This window comes from Paenibacillus castaneae (assembly GCF_002884445.1).
Taxonomy (GTDB): domain Bacteria; phylum Bacillota; class Bacilli; order Paenibacillales; family Paenibacillaceae; genus Pristimantibacillus; species Pristimantibacillus castaneae.
On the sequence record NZ_KZ614144.1, the window covers coordinates 5,023,717 to 5,048,049 of the forward strand.

Here is a 24,333-nt window from a genome sequence, read left to right on the forward strand (position 1 = left end):
CAGCATGAACCACATCAACCATCAGCTTACAATCTTCCTTAAGCTTGCAGATGCAGTTATTGTAACGGATGAACAACATCATATCTTAGCCGTTAATCAAGCCTATGAGAAAATTACCGGGTTTTCATCAGATGAAATAGCAGGAAAAAAAGCTGGCATTTTGCGAACATCCTACACGCCTTTGGAAACCTATGTGCAAATGAAAAAAGCATTGCGTGAAGGATTTCCATGGCTGGGCGTATTCATTAACCGCCGTAAAGACAGCAGTCTATGGCATTCCTCCATTACGATAACACCCTTTACAATAGAAGGTGAACTGTATTATGTCGGCATATTTCGCGAGCTGGAGAAGCTGAAGAGCGGCTTCTACTTGCCGGAAGAACGAATAAGCTATATTCAAAGCTCTATGCTGAAAGTACTTGCTATATCTTGTGAAATTCGTGACCCCAGCATCGAAGAGCATCTGGTACGCGTTCGTGACTTAACCGAGAGATTGACTCATTATCACAACGAACGGATGCAATTAGGCTGGTCAGTAGAAAGAGTAAAACAAATAGCCCACTCCAGCATTCTTCATGATATTGGGAAATCAGGAATTCCAGAAGGGATTCTGTATAAGCCCGGCCCGCTTACTTATTATGAAAGACAAATCGTTGAGATGCATACCCAAATTGGCGTTGATATCATCGATAAGATATATAGCGAATTTAATGATGAGTTAATTACGAGTGAACTGGAAACGAGCAAAAACATTATATTGTACCATCATGAGAAATGGAACGGCACTGGTTATCCGCATCAGCTTGCAGAGGAAGCCATTCCTATTGAGGCCAGAATCGTTAGTGTTGTCGATGTGTTCGATGCCTTAACCAGTGCACGCCCCTACAAAGAGAAATGGACAACAGAGCGAGCTGCAGCCTATATAAGAGAACAAAGCGGACAGCACTTTGATCCTGAGCTCGTTGATTCCTTCATCGGCTTAATAAGCGATGATTCTCATTTATTAACGGACAAGCAATGAAAACGAAATAGACCTTTGTTGATGGAGAGACTCCTGCAACAAAGGTCTATTTATTTAGGCATTTCAGCTTGGTATGTGATCTTAAAGCGCTGGTGCTGTGAACGAACGCGTTGCGAACTCAGCATCAAGCATATAGAAAGCATTGCTGTCCTTATCAATCCGCTTAAGCTTATGGATAATGTTATCGAACAGTGCTTCTTCTTCAACCTGCTCGTCAATAAACCACTTCAAGAAATTAATTGTTGCATGCTCACGGTCATTCATCGCTAAATCGGACAAATGATAGAAGCGCTTCGTGTTTTGCTGCTCATGCGCGTAGCCATGCTGGAAAGCATCCAGGATGGATTCGTATTCGTTTTTTGGTTCTCCGAGTGCAGTAAGCGTAGCACGACGTCCACGATCGTTTAAAAATTTATACATTTTCATAGCATGGAATCGTTCTTCCTCTGCTTGCACGATGAAGAAGTTTGCAAATCCATCAAGACTTTCACCGGAACAATATGCTGCCATGGCAAGATACACATGCGCAGAATAAAACTCGAAATTCATCTGTTCGTTTAAAGCTTCTGTTAAAACATCATTCATGGCTAGTGCACCTCAGCTTTCCTAGTTTATAGTTATTCTAACATAAAAATAAAGAACGGCATATGCCGTCCTTGTTAAATATAACAATTTATAAATCTTCGCTTATGCTTCTTCTCAGCCAATCATTTTTTTCAATCGCTCATACAGCTTCTCTGCCGACGGCGCGCTTACCGCCTCAGACTTAATGACAACGAAGCATTCCAGTCTGCATGTCTTGCAGTTTCCTAGGCAATCGCTTTTCTTCTGTTTAATATCGGGATAGCGATCCTTCATTGCCTTATAAATAGGCTTCAATCCATTTTTGAAATTATGCTTGCAATATTTAATCTTCTTCATCCGACTCACCCCGCAGCGCAACGAAGTATTTGCTTTCATCTAGATGATAATGATTATCAGAATCGTTGTCAACTGCGATTTTTAAGCACATCAATTCCTTTAAACAGCTGGCTATCCTCTCTGCCAAGCTTCTCTCGAAGCCTTTCAAGCAGCTTGTATCCTGTCTTATCATTAAATATACCGGTTGCCTCCAGCTTCTCTGCCGACTGGAATTTACTTAAAGCTTCAACTGTTTGATTATCGAATACGCCTTCTTGCCCAGTTGGTCCATAGCCCAGCTCCTTGAGCATTTGCTGAAGCGTCTTCACATTCTCTCCATAACTGCCAAGCTTCATTCCAGATCCAATCGCTAGCGGACTTAACTGCGTGTAAGCGGGCAGCTCCACGGCATAATCTGGTGATACACCCTCTTTGTTAATCCAAGTGCCTCCCGGGGTCTTCCACTGAGCTTCCGTTAAGCTTAATACGGAGCCGTCTTTATATTGATTAAACGCTTGTACGACACCTTTGCCATAAGTCTTCTCGCCAATAACGACAGCGCCGGCTGATTCCTTCAATGCGGCAGTCAGCACTTCACTGGCGCTGGCAGACTGTCCGTTCACCAGAACAGCAATTGGAATCGTCCATTCCTTTTCTTGCTTGGATTTATATGTGATCGTTTGCCGTTCATTTTTATATACGACATTTAGAATGACTTTATTTTTCGGAATAAGGATATCTGCAATTTTAATGGTAGGCTGCAGCAGCCCCCCAGGATTGGAGCGCATATCAAGAAGCAAGCCCTTTAGCGGCTCCTTCGCTTGCAGCTCTGTAAGCGCAGCGGCGAATTCATCTGCTGTTTTCTCTGCAAAGCGGCTTATTGTCACATGCCCAATTCCACCCTCGAGCAGCTCGGACGAAACGGTATGGATCGGAATAGCTTCACGCTTTAATGCGAGTGTAATCAGCTCGGCTTGACCCGGCCGCTGGATTTGGAGCGACAGGGATGTTCCCTCTTCGCCTCTAATAATGCCCAGCAGCTCCTCAAACGTCTTTCCGGTCAGTTTCTTATTATCTACCGACATAATAATATCGCCAGGGAGAAGGCCGCCTCGTTCGGCAGGTGCTCCCTTCGTAAGAGCTGATATAACAAATTGCCCTTCTTCTTCCCTTATCTCAGCGCCAATACCGTATATTTGTCCTTCGTATGATTGCGTATACGCATTGCCCTTCTCCTCTACTAAATAACGAGAATAAGGATCCTCTAGCGACGCAACCATACCCGCTGCAGCGCCGTTTATTAATTTTTTGGGCTCTGCCCCGTTTAAATAATCATTCATAATTTTGTTATAAGATACAGTGAATTGCTGAAACGTCGGCTCCTTCAGCATCGGATAGCGAATTCCCATCCATACGATTCCCAATGTGAATGCAAGAGCAGCAATTACTACCGCACCCAGCGCGCAGAGAGTCAGAAATCGTTGTTTAGCAGCCGTTGATGTAAAATAGTTCATTCCTTCATCTCCTCAAAAGTTTTACGAAGTAAAACTTACTTCGTAAGCATAATCCTTGTTTTACGAAGTAAAACTTAGCTTCGTAAGCATAATCCTTAAAAGTTTTACGAAGTAAAACTTACTTCGTAAGCATAATCCTTGTTCTGTGAAGCAGTACTTGCTTCATAAGCAAACGCTTAGTCTTGTATGTGTCATACATTTTAGCTACAATCAACCTAAACATAAATTTATTGATCTGGAGAGGAGCTTTACCGTTAGTATGTATAAACTAATCGCTATTGATGTTGATGACACCTTGTTAACGGATGACATAACCGTATCCGATGGCACCAAGCGTGCGCTGGAAGCTGCGATTGCTCAGGGCGTCATGGTTACGCTCGCTACAGGCCGCATGTTTGCCTCTGCCCAAAAAATTGCCAAACAAATTGAACTTAATGTTCCTATTATTACTTATCAAGGAGCGCTCGTCAAAACACTGCTGGACGGACAGGTGTTGTATGAGCGAAATGTGCCCATAGATGCAGCCAAGGAGCTTCATGCTTATGCTGAAGCGAACAGCCTTCACTTGCAGCTTTATGTCGATGATGAGCTCTATGGCACGGAAGACAATGACAAAATAAAAGCTTATTCCAAGCTCTCTAATATACCTTACAAAATTGAACCTGATTTCAATAAACTGCTTGATAATCCTATGAACAAAATGCTCATTATCGACGATCCTGCTCGCCTCGATGTTGTTGCAGAGGAGCTTAAGCTGTTAATTGGTGATCGCGTTCATATTACCAAATCGAAAGCTCATTATTTGGAGTTTATGCATAAGGAAGGAACCAAGGGACATGCCCTGCGCTTTATGGCGGAGCATATCGGCTGCTCGATGGACCAAACAATCGCCATTGGCGATGCTTGGAATGACAACGAAATGATTATGGCGGCCGGTCTTGGCGTTGCGATGGGCAATGCCGTCCAATCGCTGAAGGACATTGCAGACTACGTTACTCTGTCAAATAATGAGGATGGCGTTAGACATGTTATCGAGAAGTTCGTGCTTCAAGTACCTTCTAAGTAACATTAAGGCATTCACAAATAAACAGCCCCTTTGATTGAAGCGAAGGGGCTGTTTGCGATCAATCTATTAGCCGATCAATACACGCTCGGGAATAAAGTAGGCCTTCTCCACATCAACAACGGACAGCGGCTTGCTGAAATAATAGCCTTGAATCTTTTTGCATGAATTATCCGTTAAAATATCAAGCTGCTCCTTCGTTTCGATGCCTTCTGCAATAACCTCCATGTTCAAATGCTGCGCCATTGCAATAATCGTTGATACTATCGCTCGATCATTGTTGTTCTCGGTTATTTCCCGGATAAAGGAACGATCAATTTTAACCTTATGAATAGGGAACATCTTCAAATAGCTAAGCGAGCTATAGCCAGTACCAAAGTCATCCAGACTGATCAGAATTCCGTATTCATTCAATTGGTTCAAAATGCTGCTGGATACGACGGCATCCATCATCATGCTCTCCGTTATTTCTAACTCTAAATAATGCGGTTCAAGACCTGTTTCATCTAGAATAGCTTTAATATATTCCGCAAGCTTAGGCTGATGAAATTGCTGTGAGGATAGGTTTACGGAAATGGGTATGAGCGGTCCGCCCTCGTCATGCCATCTGCGCATTTGCTGACAAGCCTCTCGCAGCACCCATGTCCCCAATTCATAAATGAGGCCTGTCTCCTCCGCAATCGGTATGAAGAGACCTGGCGATAAGAGACCTTTAGTTGGATGCTGCCACCGTACCAACGCCTCTATGCCGATCATAGCACGATCCTCTGTTCGAATTTGCGGCTGGTAATGCAGCAATAGCTCACCGTGCTCGATTGCCTTTCTCAAATCGCCTTCTAATTCAATTTTCTCCTGCAAAATCTGATCGAGCTCAGAAGTGAAAAACTGATAGCCATTTTTCCCTTTTTTCTTTACCTCGTACATAGCCGTATCCGCATTTTTCAATAGCTGGATCTCATCATTGCCATGTTCAGGATACTGGGCAATGCCAATGCTGGCCGATACATAGAAGTCACTCTCTTTCAGTCGATAAGGAGCTTGAATGCAGTCAATAATCCCTTTTGCCAACAGCTCAATGGCATTCTGCGACTTATAATCACGGCATAGAAGCGTAAACTCATCTCCGCCCATCCGCGCGAGCATGACATCATGCCCTGCTACGTTTTGTTTAATTCGCTTACTGACCTCCTGTAGAAATTGATCGCCGACCGTATGCCCGAGCGAGTCGTTTATCATTTTAAAACGGTCAATATCCAGTACCATAACGGCGAAGGCTGCTTTTCTAGCACTATTTTCTTCGATTAATTGAGCAATGCTTTGGTTGAACAATCGCCGATTCGGCAAGCCCGTAAGCTCATCATGGAACGCCAAATGATTAATTTTCTGCTTCGCCTGCTTCTCTTCCGTAATATCTTTAAATATAATATAGCTCCCGACAACCGTTCCCTCAACAATAACGGGCACGTATGCAACACTCAAATCAAGTCGCTTTCCGTCTATATGTATAATGGATGCTTCGTCATTCGTCGTCTCACCATTGAACGTTCTTTGAAACATCTGCTTAACGCGTTCCTGATCTTCACTCACAATAATGCCTATTAGTTTGGAAATCGGTTGATTTAAAATCTGCTTGCTGCTGTAGCCTGTTATTTGCAGAGCATTTGAATTATGGCTGCTGATATTAAGATTTTGCAAATCAACCGATACAATGCCATCCTGGCTATTTTCATACAAGGACTTGTACCATTTCTCGCTTTGCTCGATTTCTGAATCCTTATGGGCAAGCCTCTTTGAGATATAAATGCCGAATAGAGAGAGACTGAGTGTAAAAAATATTCCACCAGCAATATAATAGGCAAGCCATTCCTGATCCAAAATCACGCCATAAAAAAGCGCAGATTTGCTGCCGTTGTGGAAATTGGCCGCCATCATTCCCGTATAATGCATGCCTACGATTGCAGCACCCATAATAGCTCCGCTTCCAAGCTTCTTCCAAATTTCTCCGCGCTGTCCTCCCTTGCGGAAATAAAACGAAAGCCATAAAGCAGCTATGGACGCAACTACTGCGATTAAAATGGATAACAGAAAAATAAACGGATTATAGGTAATAGGAATAAGCATTGCAGCCATTCCGATGTAATGCATAACTGAGATACCGGTAGCAAGCAATAATCCGCCGATAAGCAGCTGTATTTTCCCTAACTCGCCGCGTCCGACAACGTATAGCGCTATAAAGGCTGCTCCGATCGCCGCAACTACCGACAACAGCACAATGACTAAATCATATTTAATCGTAATAGGCAGCTTGAGTGCGAGCATGCCGACAAAGTGCATCGACCATATGCCCATTCCCATAGAAGCTGCTCCAAAAAATAACCATCCAAGCCGCGTGCTCCCTGTGGAGGTGCTAACCCTTCCTGCCAGATCAAGTGCCGTGTATGAAGCCATTACTGCTATAATATATGAGAAAAAAACGAATAAGCTATCATATGATCCGTGAATATGCTCCATGTTTATCCCCTCTATTCTATATATAATGACTATCTGCCAGAGCACAGTTTCATTATACAATAATGTGCTGATATTTCATTGATAATCTGTTGAATTATACTAAAAATAAAAAAGAGCCCTCCGCTTAAGCGGAAAGGCTCTCATTATCTATAATGTCTGCAGCTTTGTTAGGATACGGCTTTACGATCCTTCTTGCAATCGACGCTGCAGCAGTCCTTGTATGTTCCAGTGAAATCCAGTCGATGATCTGTAACCTTAAAGCCATATTCACGTTCTAGACGCTGCTCAAGCTCAAATAACCAATCTTCCTTAATTTCTTTAAGCGATCCGCATTCACTGCAGATCAAATGATGATGCATATGCGCGTGATCTTCATCACGGAGATCGTAGCGGGCTACGCCATCTCCAAAATTCATTTTCTCAACAATATGCAGCTCGGCTAGCAGCTCCAGCGTACGATATACCGTTGCCAGTCCGATTTCAGAAAACTGTTGTTTGACTAGCATGTATACGCCCTCAGCGCTTAAATGGTCCACTTCATTTTCTAGCAGCACCCTAAGGATGATTTCACGCTGAGTCGTTAGTTTGTATCCATTCGCCATCAGGTGTCGATTAATTCTGTCCATTTCAGCCTTGATGTTCATCATGCTGGATACCTCCTCTTATTAAAAAGCCTTCTGCATATAAATCCTAAATATGTAAAGGCTTACTTTTAGAATGATTATAATATAATGGTAGTATATTTTTGACGATTAAGCAAATGTCATATTTTCATGTAAAAAAAGACGAGCAGCTGCTTGACATTGATAATGATTTTTATATATGTTAAAATAGAATTGTTCGTAAATATTACGCATAAGGGTCAGGTGATTTCAATGAGAGAAGGCATACACCCGGTTTACCATCAAGTACTGTTTTTTGATGTAACTAGCGGATATAAATTTTTGAGCGGTTCGACAAAATCATCTAATGAAAAGATGGAATGGGAAGACGGCAACAGTTACCCTGTTATACGTGTAGACACAAGCTCTGCTTCGCATCCTTTCTATACAGGCAAACAACGTATTTCAGAAAGAGGCGGCCGTGTGGATCGCTTTAATCAACGCGTTCAACAGAAGAAATAGGCTTCATAGAGCCTGAGGAGTTTCGAGCCGTTGCCCTGCTTCAAGGACAACGGCGACGAGCTCCTTTTTCTTATGCTTATAGCTGGCTATAGGCTATAATACCGCCGAAATGCCTCCGTCAATATTAACAGCAGTTCCTGTTACGAATGAGGCCGCTTCAGATACAAGAAACCCAATGACATTAGCTGCTTCCTGCGCGCGTCCGATCCGCCCAAGTGGAATGCCGTGTCTAGGATCAGCAGCGAAATCATCCCACGACAGCTCCGGAGCTTTAGCCTGCCACATTCGTTCGATTTGAGCGCTGCGAATGAGGCCGATGCATACCGCATTCACCCGTATTCGTTCAGGTGCCAAATCCTTGCTCATCGCCTTCGTTAACGCAAGCCCTGCCGCACGGCTGACTGACGTTGGAAGCGATGAAGCAGACGGTGTCTTGCCCCCGATCGCAGTTACATTGACAATGGCTCCGCTCCCTGCTCGACGCATATACGGCAGTACAGCTCGCGAGAACTGCACTGCACCCAGCAGCTTCAAATCCAGATCAGCTGTCCAAGCATCCGCATCGACCTCCTCGAACGGCCTAGCCGCCGACGTGCCTGCATTATTAACGAGAATGTTCACCCCGCCGAAGCGTTCCACCGTTTCCGCTACCGCCCTTTGGGCATCCTCCGGTATAGATACGTCTGCGCTAATGACCAAAGGCTCCTTGCCCGTTTGTTCTTTTATGTGCTCCGCGGCACGATTCAACGATTCTTGTTCGCGAGCAACGATGGCTACCTCAGCCCCTTCCGCGGCCAGCAATACTGCAGTAGCTAGTCCTATTCCCTTGCTTCCCCCTGTTATAATCGCAACCTTTCCATTCAGCCCAAGCTCCATTCTTCTCTCCTCCTTCAACTTAATATGTCTATTTCTCCACCATTCTAATAACCTTCTGTACTTCGCTATTAATATCGATCTCGGTATCAGTAGGCAAATTAACGATAAAAATGCCGCCAAATACTTGTTCAGCCTTGCCATTCCATTCCTTAATCTTATTTTTAAGTATCTTCAGCTCTAAGGAATAAATAACCTGTTTGCTCAGCAGCCAGTTATGTCTTTTGAATTTAGATTTTTCTATCGTATCGATATATTTGAAAACATCTCGTTCCTTCTTAACCTTGATAACGTCACCGAAGGTCACTTTCTCTGTAAAAACAGGAGTTTCTGCGATTTCGTACACATCTTCATCCACAAATAAAACATCTAACACCTCGACCTCTTGGCCGGTGCCGTCAAAGTAAAGATGCAGCTTTATAAAGTCTTGAATGTTGCTCACCCTCTAAGTCTAATTTCTAATGAAGATAATAAAGCCCGGCTAGCTGAGATCTATATTCGTATAATGCTCAACCGTTGGAAACGGATCATAATAATGATGCAGAAGACTTTTCCACTGTAAATATTCAGCTGATTTTCTGAAACCTATCGTATGATCCTCCAGCTTCTCCCACCGCACGAGCAAAATATATTTTCCCGCTACCTCCATGCATTTTTGCAATTCATGATTAAGATAGCCTTTCATCTTGGAAATAATAGTGGAAGCCTCTTTGAAGCTCTCTTCGAAATTATCAGTCTGTCCCGATCTAACCTGCAAAATTGCTACCTCAAGAATCATCAAAAAAGCCCCTTTACTAAAGCATATAGGAACGAACTGAAAAATTCCATCGTTCGTCAGGAATCCAGCTTTGCTATCCTCAAATCGGCTTAATACTCCGCTCGACAATAATACGCAATGCTTTTTCGTTAATTCCGTTCTGAACAAACTCAAACCTCTTGCTGGACATAGCCTGCGAACGATCCACAATTTGCCCGAGATGATAGCCGGTATGCTCCACCAAATGATATACATTGTACATATCTGCCGCTTCCCCGCTATCATCAAGAGCAGCTGCAAAACGATGAAATGAAGCTTCGAGCTCCGTAATGAGCTCTGCTATTTTCATATCCCGAGTGGGAAAATACCGTTCTATCCCTTGTCCAAAGATTTTGCCGGGATTCATAATTCGCTCCGAATTTCGATCCGTATGCTCCATAATATGAAGAATGATTCCGCCAATACTATTTTGACGGGCATCATGGCCATGCCATAGCTGATCTTCCGTTAAGCTCATTAAACAAATGCGGAGCTTAGGCAAATAGTGATCACACATTCGATGCTTAGATATGATTATGAATGTTTCGAATGACTGCATCCCGCTCATCTCCTTTATCGGCATTTTATCCTATTCGGTGAAATGTTGTTAATTTCCTTTTTTTCATCCAGAAGCGCACAGAGAAGAAAGCAATAAAAAAAGATACTCCCATAGGCATGTGGCCAATAGGAGTATCTTTATTTCTTGATTAATAAGAAGCTGCGTACAGCAGCTTTTATAGATCACTTCTCATCATGATTCTTTTTCTTATCTCGTGCTTTCTTTTCCTTTTCCTTCGCTTCCTTCGCCGCCTTCTTCTTCGTCTCACGTGCTTCCTTTTCCTTTTCCTTTCTATCCTTTCGTTCTTGCTTCATCTTTTCTTTCCCATTTTCTTTATCCTGCTCACGATCTTGATCCTTCTTCTTCGTTTCTTCCTTCTTATCGATTTTGTTCTCTTTCGGCAGCTTAACGGGAGGCGCTGGGAATGGCATAAATGGCTCATTAATCATAGCGCCTTCCAGCAAAGCCTGAAATACGACAGCTGCAGCCTTAGAGCTCGTTTTTAAATAATGACTGCTATCGCTCTGGTCATACCCAAGCCACACCGCTCCGACCAACTGTGGCGTATAGCCGACGAACCAATTATCCTTGGCGCCGTAGCCGGTCGTTCCCGGCATCTCCGTGGTGCCTGATTTACCTGCCAGCGGGCGCCCATTAAGTGCCGCGGCTTTGCCCGTTCCCTCTTTAATAACGCCTTCCAGCATCGCCGTCATGACGCGTGCCGTCTCGGGCTCTGTTACCTTCTCTCCCGTTTTACCCTGAAATTCCGCTAATACGATACCATCCATTGTTTCGATCCGCGTAATCGCATGAGCTTTCATTCGGATGCCGTCATTAGCGAACACCCCATATGCTTCTGCCATCTGCAGCGGAGACGTCCCCTCATGAAGTCCGCCAAGCGCTAATCCCAGCGTTCGGTCCGCATCGGTTAACGGAATGCCGAAACGAGCGGAAGCATCCATTCCTTTCTCAATCCCGATTTCATTTAGCAGCTTCACCGCTGGTATGTTATACGATTGAATAAGTGCCTCGTACAAGGTTACTTGGCCGTGAAATGCTCCGTCTGCATTATGCGGCTCATAACCGTTTATATTGATGGGCTCATCCACTAATTTATCATCTGGTTTGTAGCCTTGCTCAAGCGCAGGTGTATAAACCGCAAGCGGCTTCATCGTTGAGCCCGGCTGACGTTTTAGCTGCGTCGCTCGATTAAAGCCGCGAAACGGCTGCTCGCCTCTGCCGCCGACAAGCGCTCGAATGCCGCCATTTCGGGGATCAACCAATACCGCTCCGCTTTGTATCTGCTGATCATTTGCGCTGCTTGGAAACAAGGATTCCTTTGTATATACCTCCTCTGCTGCTTGCTGCATTCCCGTATCTAATTCGGTGTAAATACGCAGGCCTCCTTGCAGCACTTCATTCTCAGATAACCCATAAAGCGTCATGGCCTCTCGGATAATCTGATCTACATAATAGGGATAACGGATATCATCTACTCGATTAGGCTTTGCATCCAACAACTTAATGGCTTCACTTAAGCTTTCCTTGTACGCCTCTTCGCTAATCAATCCTTGATCTCTCATTAAGCCCAGTACGATATCCCGTCTTTCCTTTGCCTTATCCAGATGCTTATAGGGCGTTAGCGCTGATGGGGCTTTAACAAGGCCTGCCAGCAAGGCTGATTCCGCAATAGTAAGCTGATCAACCTCTTTACCGAAATAGGTGTACGCCGCTCTCTTGATTCCCCATGCCCCTTCACCATAGTAGATTTGATTAAGGTACATTTCCATAATCTCCTGCTTGCTGTAGGACTCTTCTATTTTTTTGGCCAGAAGCACTTCATTCCATTTCCGCGACCATGTGCGTTCTTGCGATAAAAATACATTTTTCGCTAGCTGCTGCGTAATCGTGCTTCCGCCCTGCACCGTGCCACCTTCTGTGAAATTGGTCAAAAAAGCGCGTCCAATTGCCCGCATATCCATTCCGGTATGCTCGAAATAGCGTTTGTCTTCTACTGCAACAACAGCATCGACCATATGCTTAGGAATAGCGTCATATCCAATGCCTTCGATTTTATTGAAAGATATTCGAGTTGCTTCTTGCCCGCTCCCGTCATACAGAATCGTTGCAGCTGGCAACGGATCATTGAGCTGATCAACATCCTGCGCATTCACCAGCATGCGGAACGTTCCAAAGCCCCCTAAGACAACAGCAATCACAAGAACACCAGCAACGAGCATCACTATTTTCAGTTTCTTTTTTTTATTTTTAATTCCTTTTTTAGTTGGCATAGCGGGTCCCCCATAATCATGTATCTCTATTTTCTATATTTATTCGTAAAAGACAGCCTTTTTCAGTACGTGATGTATGCTTGGACAAATTTGCAAAAAAAATGCCAGGGAGCAGCTGCGTGCTCCCTAGCATTACTTGGACCATATTCACTATTAATAAACCCAATTTTAGATCCTATCTCTGACTGCAAAAGCTTTTATTTGACTAGGCTTGAATTTCGGAATTAGAAAGCTTATAGCTATAATCCTCCATCATAAAGACAATATTTTTTCGTTTGTTCCTAAATTGTCGATACTGCGCTACAGCAATTTCATCCTCTGGATTGGCTTCCAAATAAACCTCCAGCTCTGCAATCGTTTCTTCAATCTCTTGTAGAACATGGGCCGTGTAACGAATGTCATCCTTCGTACGTAATGATTTCCTAGCATTGTTCAAGCGAATATCCTCCTGCTGCGCCTATTCTATTGTTTTGCGAACCGTAAGACAGAACTGCAATAATAGGGCTTCGTTAATTAATATATTCAGGAGCAGCAATTTAAGAACGGCTATTTCAAAAATCCTTTTTAAAAGCTGCTTACAGTAGAGCAGCCGACCTAACCAGCCAAGCTTGCCATCTTTACCTAATACCCATTCTGAAGTAGATTAATCAAGTCGTATAAGAAAAGCCTGCTAAAGCTTCATTTGATTCATCCCGCTTCCTTTAGGGTATTAAGCCTTAACAAAAAAGGCCTAGAAGGAGTGATTGAAATGACAACTCAACAGCGTAATGTGGAGATTGAAGAACGGCATGTGGAGAAAAAATCGGATTCCAGCATGGTGGCGGCGACATTCATTAAGTATGCCGCATATATCGTCATCTTCTTTGGAGCTCTGTATTTCCTCGTCCGTTATGTATTTCCGATGTTTTAAACTAGGGATAACCACAAAAGCTCTCTGGACCAATGTCCAGAGAGCTTTTATGTGGTCATTCACCATATTTATAAATCCGCAAGCACCTGATACCAAATCCCCTTCTTCGAATAAAGGCTCGCTTTGACCTCTGACCAGCCTCCAAGATAGGATATATCGAACAGCTCTGCAGGCACAATATAACGATCCTTCGTATCTGCTGCAACCTTCTCATTGACCGCCCGGAAGCCATGCTCGACAAATAAGCGCTGCGCTTCTTCCGTATGCAAGTATGCGACAAAAGCTTCCGCTATTTTGCGAGTTCCATGCTTATCGGTGTTTTTATCAACGACTGCTGCGGGATTCTCGATCAATATGGTGCTCTTCGGTACGACGATATCGTATGCGATGCCCTTTTTTATTCGGGCGAGCAGCTCGTTCTCATAGGTGACAATAACATCGCCGACGCCATATTCGAAAGCAGCCATCGAAGCACGGCCGCTTTTATCAAGCGACTCCACGTTCGTGTGAATCGACTTTAAGAAGCTTTTGGCAAACTCAGGGTCCTTTATGCCATTCTTCTCCTCCGATTGCTTCAACCCCGCGCCGTATATCGCATTAATATCCCACTGCGCTCCGCCTGATGTTTTCGGGTTTGGATAAAGCACTTTGACACCCTTCTGCGTCAAATCTTCCCAATCCTTGATTCCAAGCGGATTGCCTGCACGAGTACCTAGCACGACGATGGAGTTGGTTATCATCCCGCCACTGCTCTGCGACTTCCAATCATGTGTAATGAAACCAGCATCGGCTACTTTATTCAGATCGCCTTCCATCGCAAGAACAGCCACATCCGCTTCGAAACCGCCTGCAATGGCACGAGCCTGCGTACCTGATGCCTCATACGATTCTTGGAATATTACCTTCTGCCCCGTCTCCTTCAGCCAATACGACTGGAATGCCGGCAAAATATCGGTAAATGCATCCTTCACTACTGAATAGGCACCGATGACAAGCATAGCATCGCCGTCTGGTACGGTAGATTCAGCCGCATTCTCATTTGTTTGCGATGCTTTGCTGCAGCCTGCTGCAATGAGCAGCATAACCGCGGCAAGCAGCGCTAGCATGCGCTGGCTTGCTGCTCGATTTATTCTCATATTTGCACACAACTCTTTCCCCGCAGCTTAGATTTTAAATATGAATAGGCATGGGATCTACTTTTAGCGTATTTTCTGCTATCCAGCTTTCATGATCATTGAATAGATAAGCGCGATGCACAAGAACACTCACCTGATCGCCCGGATGCAAAATTTCCTTCTCAAGCGAACGGTAAGTGATCAGCTTCGTATTGCCTACGAGCAGCTCAACCATCCATTCACTGCCGCGGAAATGCAGCTGCTTTATCTTTCCAGACAATGCAGCAGAAGCAAGCTTGATCTCACCTGGTCTGCCGATTTCGATATATTCCGGACGAATAAGTGCTTTTGTTCCTGGAGTATTAGCCCCATCCTCGAATCCGATAAGCTGCGTAATATCTTCCACAATGGTTGATTCACCGATAAAGCTTGCCACAAACGGCGTTTCCGGATTTTTATAAATATCCCACGGGCTGCCCTTCTGCTCCAGCTTGCCCTTGCTAATAATCATAATCTCGTCGGCGACTTCTATAGCCTCTTCTTGGTCATGCGTAACGAAGATCGAGGTAATGCCGACGCGCTCAATCATTTCCTTAAGCCAAGTTCTAAGCTCGGTGCGGATCTTCGCATCGATAGCGGCAAACGGCTCGTCGAGCAGCAGCAATTGCGGCTCAGGCGCGAGCGCTCTTGCGAAAGCCACGCGCTGACGTTGTCCGCCAGACAGCTGATGCGCATAGCGATGCTCGAAGCCTTTAAGACCGGTCAATTCCACTAAATACATGACGCGCTCGCGAATTTGCTCCTTTGATTGCTTCTTCACTTTGAGACCAAAAGCAATATTGTCATAAACCGTCATATGCTTGAATAAAGCATAATTTTGGAATACAAAGCCAATTCCCCGTTCCTGCGGAGGAAGGTCATTGACGCGTTTCCCATGAAAAATGATATCGCCGGAAGTGGGGGATTCAAGCCCTGCCAGCATACGAAGTATGGATGTTTTGCCGCCGCCGCTCGGACCGAGCAAGCCAATCAGATGACCTTTCTCGATTTCAAAGCTAACATTTTGCACTGCATGGAAATCTCCAAAGGCTTTGTTTAAATTCCTCACTTCTATATGCATGGCTTAATGCACTTCCTTTCTTTTTTTCGCCCATTCCATCAGCAGCAGCAATCCTACAGAAAATGCCGCAAGCACTAAAGCGACGCCGTTAGCGGCAACTACATTGAAATTTTCCACATCCTGATAAACAAGCGTCGTTGCGGTTTGCGTCTTATTCATAATATTTCCAGAAACAACTAGCACTGCGCCGAACTCGCCAAGCGACCGCGCCACGGTCAGCACAACACCATAAATAACGCCCCATCTGATGGAAGGCCAGGTCACTTTCCAGAAGGTGTACCAGGAATATGCGCCAAGCGTGGAGGCAGCTTCCTCCTGCTGCGCTCCAATTTCCTGAAGAACAGGCATTACCTCGCGCACCATAAGCGGGAAAGTCACGAACAGCGTTGCTAGAATCATCCCCGGCATTGCATACACGATTTTGAACCCTGCATCCTCAAAAAATGCACCAATTACCGTATTCGGTCCCAATATAAGTACAATCATCAAACCGCCGATAACCGGCGAAACGGCAAATGGCAAATCAACCATACTATTCAATAGACGCTTTACTCGCCGTCCAATCCATTCTGCACGAACTAAATACATCGCCAGCATAATACCAAATAGTGTGTTTAAAACCGTTACAACAACAACGATAATGCCTGTCATCATAAGCGCATGAATGGATTGGGGACGTGAGATGCCTTCGATAAAGCCGCTCCAGCCATCCGCCCATGAGCCAGTAAAAATTTTGATTAAAGGCGCTATTAGCAATAACGCAAATACCATATAAGTTAATGTAATCCACATTCTTCTTATCATTGGCCGCTCCTCCTGCCTTGAATGAGGTTAACGGTCCAAAGGATGAGGAAGGACAATGTCAACAGCAGCACAGAAACCGCGGCTGCTCCTTGCGGATTACTGCTCTCAATTTCTCCGAAAATGTAGACGGAAGCAATTAATGTCTTGCCGGGAATATTGCCTGCTACGAGCACGACTGCGCCAAACTCAGCTAATCCGCGTGAAAAAGCAAGCATTGCGCCGCTTAATATGCCTGGCAGCATCGTAGGAAATATGACGCTGAAGAACGTCTTCGCACGACTAGCACCTAGTGTATAGGCTGCTTCCTCCTCTGATTTGTCCATTTCCTCAAGCAGGGGTTGAATGGCCCTAATGACGAATGGAAAGGTTACGAAGAGCATCGCTACGACAATGGCTGGTTCATGAAACACAATTTCTATTCCTATCTTCTCAGCCAAGCTCCCTACTAAACTATTAGGGCCAAGCAATAGCAAGATCATCAGGCCTCCGACCGCCGTAGGCAATGCAAATGGCAGATCGACTAAGCTGTTAAGCAGTCTACGTCCGGGGAACCGGTAGCGTATGAGTACCCAGCCAATCATCGTTCCTAGACAAATATTAAGGAACGTCGCGATGACCGCTAATTTCACCGTCAGCAGGACAGCCTTCCAAGCCAAGGGGTCCGAGATGCTCTCCCAGAAAGGGCCCCATCCAAGCGAAAAGGACTGCGTGTAAATGCCGACAATCGGCAAAACAATAAGGAGGATAAAGTAAAGCATGATGGTGCTTCTGAACCCAAAGCTCCACGCTTTTCCTCGAAACATTGTATTCAATTTAACGTGACCCCCAGACCATCGGCTCGTGCCGCAGGTGTAGCAAATATGCGAAAATTATAATTCCCATTACAATACTTGGTATTCATAATGTAGCACCCAAAGTGGGATTAAGTCAATCTAAATTTTAGAAAAATTTATCGCTTTTATAGCCTATTCTTATATCGCTCCGAAAAGGGCTTATCCAGGCAAAAAAAAAGGAGTATCAGAAAAATACTGATACTCCTCTTTTATGCTATTCGCCTTCAATATAGTATTTAATATCACCTTCAGAAATGACTGCTTGCCCTTGCGTTAGATCGGTTATCCAAGCTATAAACGCTTCCGCCTCCGCTGCTTCCGGCAAGCAATGCACGATGACGCGATCCGTGAAATCAGTGCCGCCAACTCGGGTACCCTTGCCATGCAGCTCATTCTCCAGCTTGCCGTACCACGTATAGTCCACGTCAACGAGCACTTCACGGTGCAGCACCTTAACGATTTCATCAGCCGCTTCGATGCCGGCAACCGCTCCGTCCGTGTATGCCCGGACAAGTCCGCCCGCACCAAGCATAATGCCTCCGAAATATCGTGTCACAACTACGGCGACATTTTTGAGATCCTTATGCTTAATGACCTCAAGAATTGGCTTACCCGCCGTACCGCTTGGTTCTCCATCATCGGACGCCTTCTGAAACTGATCCCGTTCGCCGATGAGATAAGCCGAGCAATTATGCGTTGCCTGCTTATGCAATTGCTTGATCTCATTAATGAAAGCGATCGCTTCCTCTTCTGATTCCACAGGCTTCGCATAGCCGATAAAACGCGACTTTTTAATGACGATCTCAGCGCTTGCCTGCTGCCTGACCGTTTTGTACCTCTCAAGCATAAGCAATGACTCCTGTATACCGATTGTGTCGGTTAATTACAGCCTTGCTTCCAGCTCGGCTTTCTCTTTCTCGAAGCCGGGCTTCCCGAGCAGCGCGAACATATTTTTCTTATATGCTTCAACGCCTGGCTGGTCAAACGGATTAACGCCTAGCAGGTAACCGCTAATTCCGCATGCTTTCTCGAAGAAATAAACTAGATATCCAAATGTGTATGGCGTCATGTCCGCAATATTCACGATCAGGTTAGGCACTTGGCCATCGGTATGAGCAAGAAGCGTACCTTCGAATGCTTTCTTGTTGACGAAGTCCATTGTTTTGCCTGTAAGGAAGTTAAGACCGTCCAAATCAGCCGCATCTGACTCAATGGTAATATGCTCAGCCACTTCTTTCACCTGAATTACGGTTTCGAAAATGTTCCGATTGCCCTCTTGGATAAACTGGCCCATGGAATGCAGATCTGTCGAGAAATCTACGGCAGCAGGGAAAATACCTTTGTAATCCTTGCCTTCGCTCTCGCCGAACAGCTGCTTCCACCACTCTGACACAAAGTGCAGGGAAGGCTCATAGTTGACTAGAATTTCAGTCGCTTTGCCTTTGCGGTAAAGCGCGTTGCGGGCAGCCGCATATTGGTATGCTTCATTCTCCGCAAGGTTAGGATTGCTGTATTCTTTGGATGCGTCTGCCGCGCCCTGCATAATGGAATCAATGCTGATACCAGCAGCTGCGATTGGCAGTAAGCCTACAGCGGTAAGTACAGAGTAGCGTCCGCCTACATCATCAGGAATAATAAATGATTCGTAGCCTTCTTCTGAGGAAAGCTTCTTCAGCGCGCCTTTCTCGCTGTCTGTTGTTGCGTAAATACGCTTGCGCGCTTCTTCTTTGCCATATTGCTTCTCAAGCGCTGCGCGGAATACGCGGAACGCGATAGCTGGCTCAGTTGTTGTACCGGATTTGGAAATAACGTTGATTGACCAGTCGCGGCCTTCAATCAGCTGCAATAAATGTGTTACATAAGTGGAGCTGATATTGTTTCCAGCGAATAGCACTTGAGGCGTTTTGCGTTGTTCCTTAGGTAAAATATTATAAAAAGAGTGTGAAAGCATTTCGATCGCTGCGCGAGCGCCAAGATAGGAGCCGCCGATGCCGATAACGATAAGCACTTCGGAATCCGATTTAATCTTGTCAGCAGCCTTCTGTATGCGGGCAAACTCTTCTTTGTCATAGTTTGTCGGAAGGTCGATCCAGCCTAAATAATCCGAACCCGTTCCCGTACCGTTATGTAATTGCTCATGCGCGAGGCGAACAGGCTCCGCCAAATAATCAATTTCATGCTTGCCGACGAAAGTCAGCGCTTTGCTGTAGTCAAATTGAACGGTTTTACTCATAGAAACTTGAACCTCCTCAAGATTTTGCGAAGCAGAAGCAGCTTCGAAGGGATATGCTTGGATTTGGTGAAAACCTTCTTATTCAAGCATGTGCTAAAATAAGAGTAGTGATAAGGCTTTTCAACTTAGCATCTACAATATCGGATTTACCTAACAAAAACAAGCATTGAAACAATGAAAAGTTAGTGAAGAATCTGTATAATCAATGAAATAGACTATTAAGAGTGGAGGAATTGATTGTGAAAAAGATTGGATTTATTGGTTTAGGCGTAATGGGCTTAGGTATGGCAGCTAATCTGCTGAAGAAAGGTTACGAGGTAGCCGTTTATAACCGCACGCCAGGCAAAGCAGCTTCCTTGGTGGAGCTCGGCGCCTCCGAGCTTGAATCGCCGGTTGCCGTTGCAAGGGCAGTTGATATTGTTATCACTATGATTAGCAACGATGCTGCAATTCGTGAAGTGTATTGGGGCGAGAACGGTATATTCGAAGGAGTGCGCGAAGGCGTTACTTTGATAGATAGCAGCACCATTTCTCCTATGCTTGCCAAAGAGCTTGCAGCCGCAGCAGAAGCTCTAGGCGCTTCATTCCTAGACGCGCCCGTAACAGGCAGCAAGCCTGCAGCAGAAGACGGAACGCTTGTGTTCATGGTTGGCGGTCCGGAAGCAGCGCTTGCAAGCGTGGAGCCGCTGCTGCGTGCTATGGGACGCAAGGTTATTCCGATGGGTCCGAACGGTAGCGGCTCGACTGCCAAGCTGGCACATAATACAATTGTTGGCATCAATGTTGCAGCGCTCACTGAAGGAATGGCCATTGCCGCAAGCGGCGGAATTGACGGCAGCAAGTTCGTCGAGCTTGTTCAATCCGGCGGTGCTGCAAGTAAAGCAGCCGATCTGAAGGGAGCAAAGCTTCTAGAGGGCAATTACGATGTACAATTTTCGCTTGAGCTGATGCTGAAGGACCTGAAACTCTCCTCCGTATTATCAGACAGCCTGAAAGTTCCTACACCGCTTCTCGAAGCGGCTAAGAGCTTATTCCAAGTGGGTGATTCCATGGGTCTTGGCGAGCTTGATATGTGCAGCGTTGGCCAAGCCTACGAGCAGTGGATTGGTCGAAAGCTTAGCGGTCGTGACGGAAAATCTCACTAATTCATAAAAGCGCAATGGGATGCGCCGCCGTCGCCGTCTTCAACGGCGAATGCCGTCGTTTGAAAACCTTACTTTCTTATATATGAAAGGGGCATCCAAAAAAAGTCAAAGACCTGAGAGATACCCCCTTTGTAAAACTTCTATTTTGGAATAGAGCTAGAAACTAGCTCTATTCCACTAACTTAGCTTACTTTTGAAGATATAGAGCTAAAAATTAGCTCTATTTCCAAGAGAACTGGCAGATATGTGCTCGTACGAAGAAGGTCGTATAGAAAGGGCTGTCCAAAAAGTCATAAACCTTGAGCGGTAGCCTGGGGTTTTATCACCTTTTGGGACAGCCCCTTTTTTATGTCTAGTCGGCTTCGGCTTCGGTTAATACTCAATAGTAAGGCGAGATCATCAAGTAAACAACAACACCGGTAAAGCTGACATAAAGCCAGATCGGCATCGTCCATCTTGCGATTTTGCGATGCTTGTCTACTTTCATTTGCAATCCGCGCACGGCTGATATTAAGGCCAGCGGCACGATGACGATTGCAAGCAATATGTGCGTAAGCAGTACGAAGAAATAAATGGAGCGAAGCGCGCCTTCACCGCCGTAGGGCGTTGATTCTGTTAAATAATGATAAGCAACATATGATACAAGAAATAACGCCGTCGATACGAACGCTGCCCCTATGAAGGTACGGTGCATGCGTACATTTTTTTTCAAAATCGCCACAAACGCGACACATAGCGAAATAAATGTGAAGCTATTGAATATCGCATTCAATAACGGCAGTATCGTAACATCAAAGCCGATTTCTCCGTCATAGGCCGGCAAGAAAAACAATACCGCGATAACGCCGACAAGCACAACCGTTAAAATTGATATAAGCGGTGTATAATTTTTTTCTTTCATCGTGCTGGTTCCCCCTTTAACACTTTGCCAATCATCTGCCTTAACTTTATCTCATTCCACCTGGCAAAACAATTCGATATGGCTATACTTTGTCACGAAATATCGAATATTTCAAGACGATCAGACTTGCATGAAAAAAAAGAAGACCGCACCCTTAAAGCAGGTGCGGTCTTCCTTATAAGCGTTTGGAGCCTACTCGTAAATATAGGAGCAGCAGTAGTCTGTTACTTCAGAAACCTGAAGCTTGAACTTCGTATTCGCCGCCACTTTGAATTCGCCTTCGCCTTGAATGTGCAGCCACTCCGTCTCGCCTGGCAGCAGCACCTTCAAATCACCAGCCAAAATCTCCATAATTTCGATGCAGTCCGTTCCAAACTCATAATCGCCTGGCAGCATAATGCCAAGTGTTTTCTTCGTGCCGTCTGCGAATACGACAGCGTGGCTCGTTACTTTACCTTCAAAGTAAACGTTAGCCTTCTTGATGACCGTTACATTTTCGAATTGAGACATGGTTGAAGAATCCCCTTTATATATCGAATGCTGAGGCCAATACAGCCGTTATTACAGCAATGCTTTCACTTTGCTCACAACGTTCTCAACCGTAAAGCCATACTCTTGGATTACGCGGTCGCCAGGTGCAGATGCGCCGAAGCCGTCGATAGCAAGAATATCGCCTTGATCTCCTGTGTAACGTTCCCAACCGAATGGATGAGCCATTTCAATAGCTAGGCGAGCTTTAACTTCTGGAAGAATAACGGAATTTTTGTATTCCTTCGATTGCTTCTCGAATAGATCGAAGCTTGGCATGCTGACGACACGAACTGCAATGCCCTCTTCTGCCAATGCTTTCTGAGCTGCCACTGCAAGTTGTACTTCTGAGCCGGTAGCTAGAATTTGTGCTTGCGGTTTACCGTTTGCCGCATCGGATACAACGTATGCTCCGCGAGAAACTTTAGCATGAGTATCTTCCAATGCGCCTTCTAGAATCGGCAGGTTCTGACGAGTCAACACAAGCGCTACTGGATTGCTTTGGTTCTTAACAGCATATGCCCATGCAGCGGATGTTTCGTTGGCATCAGCAGGACGGATAACAGTCAAACCAGGAATGATGCGGATCGAAGCAAGCTGCTCGATCGGCTCATGGGTAGGACCGTCTTCGCCGACAGCAATACTGTCATGCGTCAACACATAAACAACTGGAAGCTTCATCAGTGCTGCAAGACGAACAGCAGGTCGCAGGTAGTCTGTGAATACAAAGAATGTGCCGCCGAATACTTTCAAGCCGCTGTGCAGGGCAATACCGTTCATTGCTGCTGCCATACCGAATTCACGAACGCCATAGTACAGGTTACGACCATCGTAGCTGCCCGGTTTAAATTGCTCCAAGCCTTTCAGATGCGTCATTGTTGAGCTTTCCAAGTCAGCGGAGCCACCGAAAATAGTTGGTACGTTTTTCGCTAGACCGTTAAGCGCGTTGCCTGAAGCTACGCGAGTCGATACAGGCTTGTCTTCTGTTGTGTAAACAGGAAGGTCTGCATCCCAGCCTTCAGGCAATGCCCCGGAAATGGCACGCTCAAATTGAGCTGCAAGCTCAGGGAAAGCTGCTTTGTAAGCTGCGAAGGAAGCATCCCAAGCCGCATTTGCTTTCTCGCCGTTGCTTTTCACTTCTGCGAAATGCGAACGAACCTCGTCCGGCACGTGGAACTGAAGATCCTCGGACCAGCCGTAAGCTTGCTTCGTCAATTTTGTTTCTTCAGCGCCAAGCGGTGATCCGTGAGGTCCAGCGTGACCGCCCTTGCCGCCTTTGTTCGGGCTGCCATAGCCGATAACTGTTTTCACTTCGATCAATGTCGGTTTGGATAGATCTGCTTGTGCTTCAGCAACTGCTTTAGCTAGTGCATCAAGATCGTTTCCGTCTTCAACGCGAAGCACTTGCCAGCCGTAGCCTTCAAAACGTTTTTGAACACTTTCCGAATAAGAAAGATCCAAAGCTCCGTCTAGCGAGATGTCGTTGGAATCATAAAGAACGACAAGCTTGCCAAGCTTCAAGTGGCCTGCGAAGGAAGCAGCCTCGTGAGAGATACCTTCCATCAAGTCGCCATCGCCGCAAATGGAGTATGTGAAGTGGTTAATGATGTCATGTCCTTCTTTATTATAAGTCGCAGCAAGTTGTGCTTCTGCGATAGCCATACCAACTGCCATTGCAATACCTTGTCCAAGCGGACCAGTTGTAGCGTCAACACCAGCTGTATGACCGAACTCCGGGTGACCAGGAGTCAGGGAGCCCCATTGACGGAAGCTTTTCAGCTCTTCAAGCGGCAGGTCATAACCAGATAGGTGAAGCAAGCTGTAAAGCAGCATCGAGCCGTGGCCAGCAGATAGCACGAAGCGGTCACGGTTAATCCATGTTGGATTGGATGGGTTGTGGGTCATGTTTTTCGCAAACAGCTGATAGCCCATTGGAGCAGCGCCCATAGGCATACCAGGGTGACCTGATTTGGCTTTCTCAATAGCATCAATTGCAAGTGTACGGATGGTATCAATCGAAAGCTGGTCAATTGATTTCTGTGTAACAGTCATTCCAATTCCTCCTGTAGTCTAATCTCTTTCACATTCGTCT

Annotated in this window: 25 protein-coding genes; 5 read left to right on the forward strand and 20 right to left on the reverse strand. The window is 45.5% G+C overall.

From position 1 onward, the window contains the following. Window positions 1–4 precede the first annotated feature (4 nt). Window positions 5–1,021: an HD domain-containing phosphohydrolase gene (locus tag CEF13_RS22500; RefSeq protein ID WP_208414403.1), complete on the forward strand. Its 1,017-nt coding sequence runs from the start codon at window positions 5–7 to the stop codon at window positions 1,019–1,021. An 81-nt stretch (window positions 1,022–1,102) separates the two neighbouring features. Here the strand turns inward: CEF13_RS22500 and CEF13_RS22505 are convergent, their stop codons facing one another. From CEF13_RS22505 to CEF13_RS22515, 3 genes are all read right to left on the reverse strand, one after another. Then, the gene (locus tag CEF13_RS22505) at window positions 1,103–1,606 is read right to left on the reverse strand and encodes a ferritin (RefSeq protein WP_102714201.1); all 504 of its coding nucleotides are present in this window, start codon (window positions 1,604–1,606) and stop codon (window positions 1,103–1,105) included. Between the two features lie 114 nt (window positions 1,607–1,720). Beyond that, the gene (locus tag CEF13_RS22510; RefSeq protein WP_102714203.1) at window positions 1,721–1,942 is read right to left on the reverse strand and encodes a DUF1450 domain-containing protein; all 222 of its coding nucleotides are present in this window, start codon (window positions 1,940–1,942) and stop codon (window positions 1,721–1,723) included. A 68-nt stretch (window positions 1,943–2,010) separates the two neighbouring features. Beyond that, complete coding sequence (locus CEF13_RS22515; protein WP_102714205.1) at window positions 2,011–3,435, reverse strand: S41 family peptidase; 1,425 nt, start codon at window positions 3,433–3,435, stop codon at window positions 2,011–2,013. A 259-nt stretch (window positions 3,436–3,694) separates the two neighbouring features. Here CEF13_RS22515 and CEF13_RS22520 point away from each other — a divergent pair, with 259 nt between their 5' ends. Next, window positions 3,695–4,501, forward strand: coding sequence for a Cof-type HAD-IIB family hydrolase (locus tag CEF13_RS22520; RefSeq protein WP_102714207.1), 807 nt, complete (start codon window positions 3,695–3,697; stop codon window positions 4,499–4,501). 66 nt (window positions 4,502–4,567) lie between these two features. On the opposite strand, the gene CEF13_RS22525 is transcribed toward CEF13_RS22520, so the two are convergent. Beyond that, complete coding sequence (locus tag CEF13_RS22525; RefSeq protein WP_102714209.1) at window positions 4,568–7,009, reverse strand: EAL domain-containing protein; 2,442 nt, start codon at window positions 7,007–7,009, stop codon at window positions 4,568–4,570. Between the two features lie 167 nt (window positions 7,010–7,176). Further along, the gene (fur, locus tag CEF13_RS22530; protein ID WP_102714211.1) at window positions 7,177–7,656 is read right to left on the reverse strand and encodes a ferric iron uptake transcriptional regulator; all 480 of its coding nucleotides are present in this window, start codon (window positions 7,654–7,656) and stop codon (window positions 7,177–7,179) included. 228 nt (window positions 7,657–7,884) lie between these two features. On the opposite strand from fur, the gene CEF13_RS22535 reads away from it, so the two are divergent. Continuing rightward, window positions 7,885–8,133, forward strand: a complete 249-nt coding sequence (locus tag CEF13_RS22535; RefSeq protein ID WP_102714213.1) for a type B 50S ribosomal protein L31 — start codon at window positions 7,885–7,887, stop codon at window positions 8,131–8,133. Between the two features lie 93 nt (window positions 8,134–8,226). Here CEF13_RS22535 and CEF13_RS22540 read toward each other — a convergent pair whose 3' ends face one another. From CEF13_RS22540 to CEF13_RS22565, 6 genes are all read right to left on the reverse strand, one after another. Beyond that, complete coding sequence (locus tag CEF13_RS22540) at window positions 8,227–9,009, reverse strand: SDR family NAD(P)-dependent oxidoreductase (protein ID WP_102714215.1); 783 nt, start codon at window positions 9,007–9,009, stop codon at window positions 8,227–8,229. 28 nt (window positions 9,010–9,037) lie between these two features. Next, window positions 9,038–9,448 carry a hypothetical protein gene (locus tag CEF13_RS22545; protein WP_102714217.1) on the reverse strand — a complete coding sequence of 137 codons (411 nt, stop codon included), beginning with the start codon at window positions 9,446–9,448 and terminating at the stop codon, window positions 9,038–9,040. Window positions 9,449–9,487: 39 nt separating this feature from the next. After that, the gene (locus CEF13_RS22550; protein ID WP_102714219.1) at window positions 9,488–9,784 is read right to left on the reverse strand and encodes an antibiotic biosynthesis monooxygenase family protein; all 297 of its coding nucleotides are present in this window, start codon (window positions 9,782–9,784) and stop codon (window positions 9,488–9,490) included. A gap of 79 nt (window positions 9,785–9,863) precedes the next feature. Continuing rightward, complete coding sequence (locus CEF13_RS22555) at window positions 9,864–10,361, reverse strand: DinB family protein (protein WP_102714221.1); 498 nt, start codon at window positions 10,359–10,361, stop codon at window positions 9,864–9,866. A 182-nt stretch (window positions 10,362–10,543) separates the two neighbouring features. Next, window positions 10,544–12,652 (reverse strand): transglycosylase domain-containing protein, encoded by a 2,109-nt coding sequence (locus CEF13_RS22560; RefSeq protein WP_102714223.1) that lies wholly within the window; start codon window positions 12,650–12,652, stop codon window positions 10,544–10,546. Between the two features lie 205 nt (window positions 12,653–12,857). Next, complete coding sequence (locus tag CEF13_RS22565) at window positions 12,858–13,088, reverse strand: hypothetical protein (RefSeq protein ID WP_102714225.1); 231 nt, start codon at window positions 13,086–13,088, stop codon at window positions 12,858–12,860. A gap of 312 nt (window positions 13,089–13,400) precedes the next feature. Between CEF13_RS22565 and CEF13_RS28935 the strand changes: the two genes are divergently transcribed. Further along, entirely contained in the window at window positions 13,401–13,562 is a 162-nt protein-coding gene (locus CEF13_RS28935; protein WP_166742761.1) for a hypothetical protein, read from the forward strand. A 68-nt stretch (window positions 13,563–13,630) separates the two neighbouring features. Here the strand turns inward: CEF13_RS28935 and CEF13_RS22570 are convergent, their stop codons facing one another. The 6 genes from CEF13_RS22570 to CEF13_RS22595 form a co-directional block, all read right to left on the reverse strand. Next, window positions 13,631–14,698, reverse strand: a complete 1,068-nt coding sequence (locus CEF13_RS22570; protein WP_102714227.1) for a sulfate ABC transporter substrate-binding protein — start codon at window positions 14,696–14,698, stop codon at window positions 13,631–13,633. 34 nt (window positions 14,699–14,732) lie between these two features. Then, window positions 14,733–15,797 (reverse strand): sulfate/molybdate ABC transporter ATP-binding protein, encoded by a 1,065-nt coding sequence (locus tag CEF13_RS22575; RefSeq protein ID WP_102714229.1) that lies wholly within the window; start codon window positions 15,795–15,797, stop codon window positions 14,733–14,735. 3 nt (window positions 15,798–15,800) lie between these two features. Beyond that, complete coding sequence (locus tag CEF13_RS22580; RefSeq protein WP_102716510.1) at window positions 15,801–16,598, reverse strand: sulfate ABC transporter permease subunit; 798 nt, start codon at window positions 16,596–16,598, stop codon at window positions 15,801–15,803. After that, window positions 16,598–17,404 carry a sulfate ABC transporter permease subunit CysT gene (gene cysT, locus CEF13_RS22585; RefSeq protein ID WP_424991954.1) on the reverse strand — a complete coding sequence of 269 codons (807 nt, stop codon included), beginning with the start codon at window positions 17,402–17,404 and terminating at the stop codon, window positions 16,598–16,600. The genes CEF13_RS22580 and cysT overlap by 1 nt, the downstream gene beginning before the upstream one ends. Before the next feature lie 244 nt (window positions 17,405–17,648). Continuing rightward, the gene (locus CEF13_RS22590) at window positions 17,649–18,281 is read right to left on the reverse strand and encodes a YigZ family protein (protein WP_102714233.1); all 633 of its coding nucleotides are present in this window, start codon (window positions 18,279–18,281) and stop codon (window positions 17,649–17,651) included. 36 nt (window positions 18,282–18,317) lie between these two features. Then, the gene (locus tag CEF13_RS22595; protein WP_102714235.1) at window positions 18,318–19,667 is read right to left on the reverse strand and encodes a glucose-6-phosphate isomerase; all 1,350 of its coding nucleotides are present in this window, start codon (window positions 19,665–19,667) and stop codon (window positions 18,318–18,320) included. Between the two features lie 239 nt (window positions 19,668–19,906). On the opposite strand from CEF13_RS22595, the gene CEF13_RS22600 reads away from it, so the two are divergent. Continuing rightward, entirely contained in the window at window positions 19,907–20,812 is a 906-nt protein-coding gene (locus CEF13_RS22600) for an NAD(P)-dependent oxidoreductase (RefSeq protein ID WP_102714237.1), read from the forward strand. Between the two features lie 379 nt (window positions 20,813–21,191). On the opposite strand, the gene CEF13_RS22605 is transcribed toward CEF13_RS22600, so the two are convergent. The 3 genes from CEF13_RS22605 to tkt form a co-directional block, all read right to left on the reverse strand. Further along, window positions 21,192–21,713, reverse strand: a complete 522-nt coding sequence (locus CEF13_RS22605; RefSeq protein ID WP_102714239.1) for a DUF420 domain-containing protein — start codon at window positions 21,711–21,713, stop codon at window positions 21,192–21,194. Between the two features lie 192 nt (window positions 21,714–21,905). Next, complete coding sequence (ppnP, locus tag CEF13_RS22610; protein ID WP_102714241.1) at window positions 21,906–22,223, reverse strand: pyrimidine/purine nucleoside phosphorylase; 318 nt, start codon at window positions 22,221–22,223, stop codon at window positions 21,906–21,908. A 51-nt stretch (window positions 22,224–22,274) separates the two neighbouring features. Next, window positions 22,275–24,293: a transketolase gene (gene tkt, locus CEF13_RS22615; protein ID WP_102714243.1), complete on the reverse strand. Its 2,019-nt coding sequence runs from the start codon at window positions 24,291–24,293 to the stop codon at window positions 22,275–22,277. Window positions 24,294–24,333: the final 40 nt, after the last annotated feature.

Excerpts from the sequence above, each read along its gene's own strand:
- CEF13_RS22500 (WP_208414403.1), top strand. The coding sequence starts at position 5 with ATGAACCACATCAACCATCAGCTTACAATCTTCCTTAAGCTTGCAGAT.
- CEF13_RS22505 (WP_102714201.1), bottom strand. The coding sequence starts at position 1,606 with ATGAATGATGTTTTAACAGAAGCTTTAAACGAACAGATGAATTTCGAG.
- CEF13_RS22510 (WP_102714203.1), bottom strand. The coding sequence starts at position 1,942 with ATGAAGAAGATTAAATATTGCAAGCATAATTTCAAAAATGGATTGAAG.
- CEF13_RS22515 (WP_102714205.1), bottom strand. The coding sequence starts at position 3,435 with ATGAACTATTTTACATCAACGGCTGCTAAACAACGATTTCTGACTCTC.
- CEF13_RS22520 (WP_102714207.1), top strand. The coding sequence starts at position 3,695 with ATGTATAAACTAATCGCTATTGATGTTGATGACACCTTGTTAACGGAT.
- CEF13_RS22525 (WP_102714209.1), bottom strand. The coding sequence starts at position 7,009 with ATGGAGCATATTCACGGATCATATGATAGCTTATTCGTTTTTTTCTCA.
- fur (WP_102714211.1), bottom strand. The coding sequence starts at position 7,656 with ATGATGAACATCAAGGCTGAAATGGACAGAATTAATCGACACCTGATG.
- CEF13_RS22535 (WP_102714213.1), top strand. The coding sequence starts at position 7,885 with ATGAGAGAAGGCATACACCCGGTTTACCATCAAGTACTGTTTTTTGAT.
- CEF13_RS22540 (WP_102714215.1), bottom strand. The coding sequence starts at position 9,009 with ATGGAGCTTGGGCTGAATGGAAAGGTTGCGATTATAACAGGGGGAAGC.
- CEF13_RS22550 (WP_102714219.1), bottom strand. The coding sequence starts at position 9,784 with ATGATTCTTGAGGTAGCAATTTTGCAGGTTAGATCGGGACAGACTGAT.
- CEF13_RS22555 (WP_102714221.1), bottom strand. The coding sequence starts at position 10,361 with ATGCAGTCATTCGAAACATTCATAATCATATCTAAGCATCGAATGTGT.
- CEF13_RS22560 (WP_102714223.1), bottom strand. The coding sequence starts at position 12,652 with ATGCCAACTAAAAAAGGAATTAAAAATAAAAAAAAGAAACTGAAAATA.
- CEF13_RS28935 (WP_166742761.1), top strand. The coding sequence starts at position 13,401 with ATGACAACTCAACAGCGTAATGTGGAGATTGAAGAACGGCATGTGGAG.
- CEF13_RS22570 (WP_102714227.1), bottom strand. The coding sequence starts at position 14,698 with ATGAGAATAAATCGAGCAGCAAGCCAGCGCATGCTAGCGCTGCTTGCC.
- CEF13_RS22575 (WP_102714229.1), bottom strand. The coding sequence starts at position 15,797 with ATGCATATAGAAGTGAGGAATTTAAACAAAGCCTTTGGAGATTTCCAT.
- cysT (WP_424991954.1), bottom strand. The coding sequence starts at position 17,404 with ATGTTTCGAGGAAAAGCGTGGAGCTTTGGGTTCAGAAGCACCATCATG.
- CEF13_RS22590 (WP_102714233.1), bottom strand. The coding sequence starts at position 18,281 with ATGCTTGAGAGGTACAAAACGGTCAGGCAGCAGGCAAGCGCTGAGATC.
- CEF13_RS22595 (WP_102714235.1), bottom strand. The coding sequence starts at position 19,667 with ATGAGTAAAACCGTTCAATTTGACTACAGCAAAGCGCTGACTTTCGTC.
- CEF13_RS22605 (WP_102714239.1), bottom strand. The coding sequence starts at position 21,713 with ATGAAAGAAAAAAATTATACACCGCTTATATCAATTTTAACGGTTGTG.
- ppnP (WP_102714241.1), bottom strand. The coding sequence starts at position 22,223 with ATGTCTCAATTCGAAAATGTAACGGTCATCAAGAAGGCTAACGTTTAC.
- tkt (WP_102714243.1), bottom strand. The coding sequence starts at position 24,293 with ATGACTGTTACACAGAAATCAATTGACCAGCTTTCGATTGATACCATC.